We start from the raw sequence: 3,789 nt of genomic DNA on the forward strand, positions 1-3,789 counted from the left end.
AAAATTATTTTACTTCTACTTCTGCTCCAACTTCAGCTAATTTAGCTTTCATGTCTTCAGCTTCATCTTTAGATACAGCTTCTTTTAATGTTTTAGGAGCTCCATCTACGATTTCTTTAGCTTCTTTTAATCCTAATCCAGTTATTTCTCTAACAACTTTGATTACTTTGATTTTGTTAGCTCCAGCACTAGCTAAAACTACGTCAAATTCAGTTTTTTCTTCAGCAGCTCCACCTGCTACTGCTCCTGCTACTGCTACTGGTGCAGCAGCGCTTACTCCAAATTCCTCTTCGCAAGCTGTTACTAATTCGTTTAATTCTAAAACGCTCATTTCTTTTATTGCTTGAATTATATCTTCTCTTGTCATTTTAATTGCACCTCCAAAAATTTTAAAACGGATAACTATTTTATAGTTATTAATTATTCAGCTGAATCAGCCTCTTTTTTCTCTTTTATTGCATTTAATAAGTATGCAAGGTTTGATAATGGAGCCTTGATACTTCCAAGAAGTTTTGCAATAAGAACTTCTTTTGATGGTATTGAAGCGATTTTTACGATCATTTCTTTATCATAAACAACCTTTTCAACTATACCAGCTTTTAACTCTATTTTTTTGTGATCTTTAGCAAAGCTATTTAAGATCCTTGCTGGTGATGTAGCATCTTCATATCCAAATGCTATTGATACAGGTCCTTCAAGATATTTAACAACATCTCCTAAACCTAACTCCTCAGCAGCTCTTGCTACTAATTTGTTTTTGTATACCTTATATTCTACACCAGCTTCTCTTAAGCTCTTTCTTAATTCAGTATCTTCTTCAACTGTAAGACCTTGATAGTCTGCTAAAACAACACCTTGAGCTTTTTCTAACTTTTCTTTAATTTCAGCAACTTTAGCTGCTTTTAATTCTCTGTTCTTGTTCACTGTGTGTCCACCTCCTCACAGTATTAACTGCTTTTTCGTATTAAAAAAGATCTTCCTTGTAGACGGAGGAAGATCTAGAAAATTCTACTCACCCTCGGTAGGTTGTATACGTTACGCTTTAAGCACCCACTGTCTACGGAATATTTTTAACTTTTCACAACGTATTATACTATATCACTTAATTTTATATAAGTCAATAACTATTCTGTAACTTTTCCTGGATTAATTTTTGCTCCAGGTCCCATTGTGCTTGAAACACTTACTGATTTAATGTATTGACCTTTAGCCGCAGCTGGTTTAGCTTTAACTATCGCCTCTACTAAAGTGTTATAGTTATCTTTTAATTTATCAGCTCCAAATGACTTCTTACCGATTGGACAGTGAATTATAGCAGTTTTATCAACTCTATACTCAACTTTACCAGCTTTGATGTCAGCTATTGCTTTAGTTACATCAAAAGTTACTGTTCCTGATTTAGGGTTTGGCATTAATCCTTTAGGTCCTAAAACTCTACCGATTCTACCAACTACACCCATCATATCTGGAGTAGCAACTACTACATCATAATCAAACCAGTTTTCTGATTGGATCTTTTGAACTAATTCTTCAGCTCCAACAAAATCTGCACCTGCTTCTTGAGCTTCTTTTGCTTTATCTCCTTTAGCGAAAACTAAAACTCTAACTGTTTTACCTGTTCCGTGTGGTAAAACTACTGCTCCTCTAACTTGTTGGTCCGCATGTCTTGGATCTACCCCAAGTCTTACGTGTAGTTCGATTGTTTCATCGAAATTAGCTTTTGCAGTTTTAACAGCAAGATCTAACGCTTCTGTTACATTATATAAAGCACTTTTATCAATTAATTTTGCACTTTCAACATATTTCTTTCCCATAATAAGCCTCCTTTGTGGTGTTAGCGGTTCTTACCTCCCACTATTTTAATGAATTACTCTTCAATAGTTACGCCCATGCTTCTAGCAGTTCCAGCTATCATTCTCATAGCACTTTCTACGCTAGCCGCATTTAAATCTGGCATTTTTAATTCAGCGATCTTTCTTACTTGATCCTTAGTTAAACTACCAACTTTTGTTCTGTTTGGAACTCCTGATCCGCTTTCAAGTCCTAATTCTTTTTTAATTAGTACTGCAGCTGGAGGAGTCTTTAAGATAAAGCTAAAAGATCTATCTTGGTATACAGTGATTACTACTGGTATTATTAATCCAGCCTTATCAGCAGTCTTTGCGTTAAACTCCTTACAGAATCCCATGATGTTTACACCGTGTTGTCCTAATGCTGGTCCAACTGGTGGTGCTGGAGTCGCCTTTCCTGCAGCAAGTTGAAGTTTGATCATTCCAGTTACTTTCTTAGCCATGTTTTTATTCCTCCTATACTGTGGTAATACGGGCTTCTGCCCTCCCACTTAATTAAAACATTAATCTTTATAAGACTAAAATTAAATTAAACTAATTTTTCTACTTGGTTAAATTCTAGTTCAGCAAGTGTTTCCCTACCAAACATATCTACTGAAGCTTTAATTTTAAGCTTCTCAAGATTGATCTCTTGAATAGTTCCAATGAATTCTCTCAGTGGACCTGAGGTAATTTTAATACTTTCCCCAACTTCAAGATCTATTTCTCTAGGAAGTCCTACAACCCCCATAGATTCAATCTCTATTTCAGTAAGAGGCACTGGTTTAGAACCAGGTCCTACGAATCCTGTTACACCTCTTGTATTTCTAACAACATACCATGATTCATCTGTCATTAGCATCTTCACAATTACATAACCAGGAAACTTCTTTTTAAAACTTACCTTTGGATTACCATCTTTATCTTTCTTTTCTTCATCGATAACTTCTTCCATAGGAATCTGTATATCTTGTATTAGGTGATGAAGATTTCTATTTTCAATAGTTTTTTCAATGGTAGCTTTAACTTTGTTTTCATATCCTGAATACGTATGTACTACGTACCATCTTGCTATTTCACTCATATTAATCGGTGTTACCACCTAAACCTCCTTTATTTCAGTTTCAAAACTACTTCGAAGAGGTTTTGAAAAATATAATCAAATCCGCCTACCAATACAACGTATATGATAGTGAATCCTAGAACAGCAATTAATGCTTTTTTAGTTTCTTCTTTAGAAGGCCAAACTATTCTTTTGAATTCATTCTTTATTCCTTTTAAGAAACTTATTAATCCTCCTTTTTTAGAAGGAGCATTGTCTACTTTGTTACTTGTCATAATTTTTACTCACATCCTTAATTTTTTTAAGTCTGTGTCTGTTTAAAATCGCTAATTATTTAGTTTCTCTATGAAGAGTGTGCTTCTTACAGAATTTGCAATATTTTTGCATTTCCATTCTATCTGGGTTGTTTTTCTTATTCTTCATTGAGTTATAGTTTCTTTGTTTACACTCTGTGCATGCTAAAGTTATTTTTACTCTCACGATGTGCACCTCCAGTTTGATTATATATTCTAAGAGACCTAATGCCCTCTTACTGTCTTTTAAAATGTGATTTTTGAATTACCTTCACACATTATCACATATTTAAGCAACTGTCAATATCTCATTCTTTTTAAAGGACTAGGATTCACTGAAAAACCTAGCCCTCTATTAAAATTTAGAAATTATTCACTAATTATGCTAAAACCTTAGTAACAACTCCTGAACCTACTGTTCTTCCACCTTCTCTGATAGCGAATCTTAATCCTTCGTCCATTGCAATTGGGTTAATTAATTCAACTTCCATATCGATGTGGTCTCCAGGCATAACCATTTCCATACCTTCTGGTAATTTGATTGATCCTGTAACGTCAGTTGTTCTGAAGTAGAATTGTGGTCTGTATCCATCAAAGAATGGAG

7 protein-coding genes, 1 pseudogene and 1 other annotated feature are annotated in these 3,789 nt (G+C 34.4%); all 8 genes and pseudogenes read right to left on the minus strand.

Annotation, left to right across the window (positions count from 1 at the left end; genetic code table 11):
* Positions 1-4 precede the first annotated feature (4 nt).
* Positions 5-367: a 50S ribosomal protein L7/L12 gene (gene rplL, locus ACRDDY_RS06925; RefSeq protein WP_438564235.1), complete on the minus strand. Its 363-nt coding sequence runs from the start codon at positions 365-367 to the stop codon at positions 5-7.
* Positions 368-420: 53 nt separating this feature from the next.
* Positions 421-924, minus strand: coding sequence for a 50S ribosomal protein L10 (gene rplJ / locus ACRDDY_RS06930; RefSeq protein WP_438564236.1), 504 nt, complete (start codon positions 922-924; stop codon positions 421-423).
* A 33-nt stretch (positions 925-957) separates the two neighbouring features.
* Positions 958-1,081 (minus strand) — a sequence feature (ribosomal protein L10 leader region).
* A gap of 43 nt (positions 1,082-1,124) precedes the next feature.
* A complete protein-coding gene (gene rplA / locus ACRDDY_RS06935) occupies positions 1,125-1,814 on the minus strand; it encodes a 50S ribosomal protein L1 (protein WP_438564237.1) in 690 nt (229 codons plus the stop codon).
* A 53-nt stretch (positions 1,815-1,867) separates the two neighbouring features.
* A complete protein-coding gene (gene rplK / locus ACRDDY_RS06940) occupies positions 1,868-2,293 on the minus strand; it encodes a 50S ribosomal protein L11 (protein WP_438541500.1) in 426 nt (141 codons plus the stop codon).
* Positions 2,294-2,379: 86 nt separating this feature from the next.
* Positions 2,380-2,913 (minus strand): transcription termination/antitermination protein NusG, encoded by a 534-nt coding sequence (gene nusG, locus ACRDDY_RS06945; RefSeq protein WP_438564239.1) that lies wholly within the window; start codon positions 2,911-2,913, stop codon positions 2,380-2,382.
* Between the two features lie 29 nt (positions 2,914-2,942).
* Positions 2,943-3,167, minus strand: a complete 225-nt coding sequence (gene secE / locus ACRDDY_RS06950) for a preprotein translocase subunit SecE (RefSeq protein WP_438564238.1) — start codon at positions 3,165-3,167, stop codon at positions 2,943-2,945.
* A 55-nt stretch (positions 3,168-3,222) separates the two neighbouring features.
* Positions 3,223-3,372 carry a 50S ribosomal protein L33 gene (rpmG, locus tag ACRDDY_RS06955; protein WP_027099171.1) on the minus strand — a complete coding sequence of 50 codons (150 nt, stop codon included), beginning with the start codon at positions 3,370-3,372 and terminating at the stop codon, positions 3,223-3,225.
* A 193-nt stretch (positions 3,373-3,565) separates the two neighbouring features.
* Positions 3,566-3,789, minus strand: a pseudogene (gene tuf, locus ACRDDY_RS06960) (elongation factor Tu); the annotation flags it as partial.

It is taken from the genome of Clostridium sp., from assembly GCF_051656525.1.
Taxonomy (GTDB): Bacteria; Bacillota; Clostridia; order Clostridiales; family Clostridiaceae; genus Clostridium.

What these genes read in the sequence shown, in the direction of transcription:
- secE (WP_438564238.1), bottom strand. Translation starts at nt 3,167, where the DNA reads ATGACAAGTAACAAAGTAGACAATGCTCCTTCTAAAAAAGGAGGATTA.
- rplL (WP_438564235.1), bottom strand. Translation starts at nt 367, where the DNA reads ATGACAAGAGAAGATATAATTCAAGCAATAAAAGAAATGAGCGTTTTA.
- rplA (WP_438564237.1), bottom strand. Translation starts at nt 1,814, where the DNA reads ATGGGAAAGAAATATGTTGAAAGTGCAAAATTAATTGATAAAAGTGCT.
- rplK (WP_438541500.1), bottom strand. Translation starts at nt 2,293, where the DNA reads ATGGCTAAGAAAGTAACTGGAATGATCAAACTTCAACTTGCTGCAGGA.
- nusG (WP_438564239.1), bottom strand. Translation starts at nt 2,913, where the DNA reads ATGAGTGAAATAGCAAGATGGTACGTAGTACATACGTATTCAGGATAT.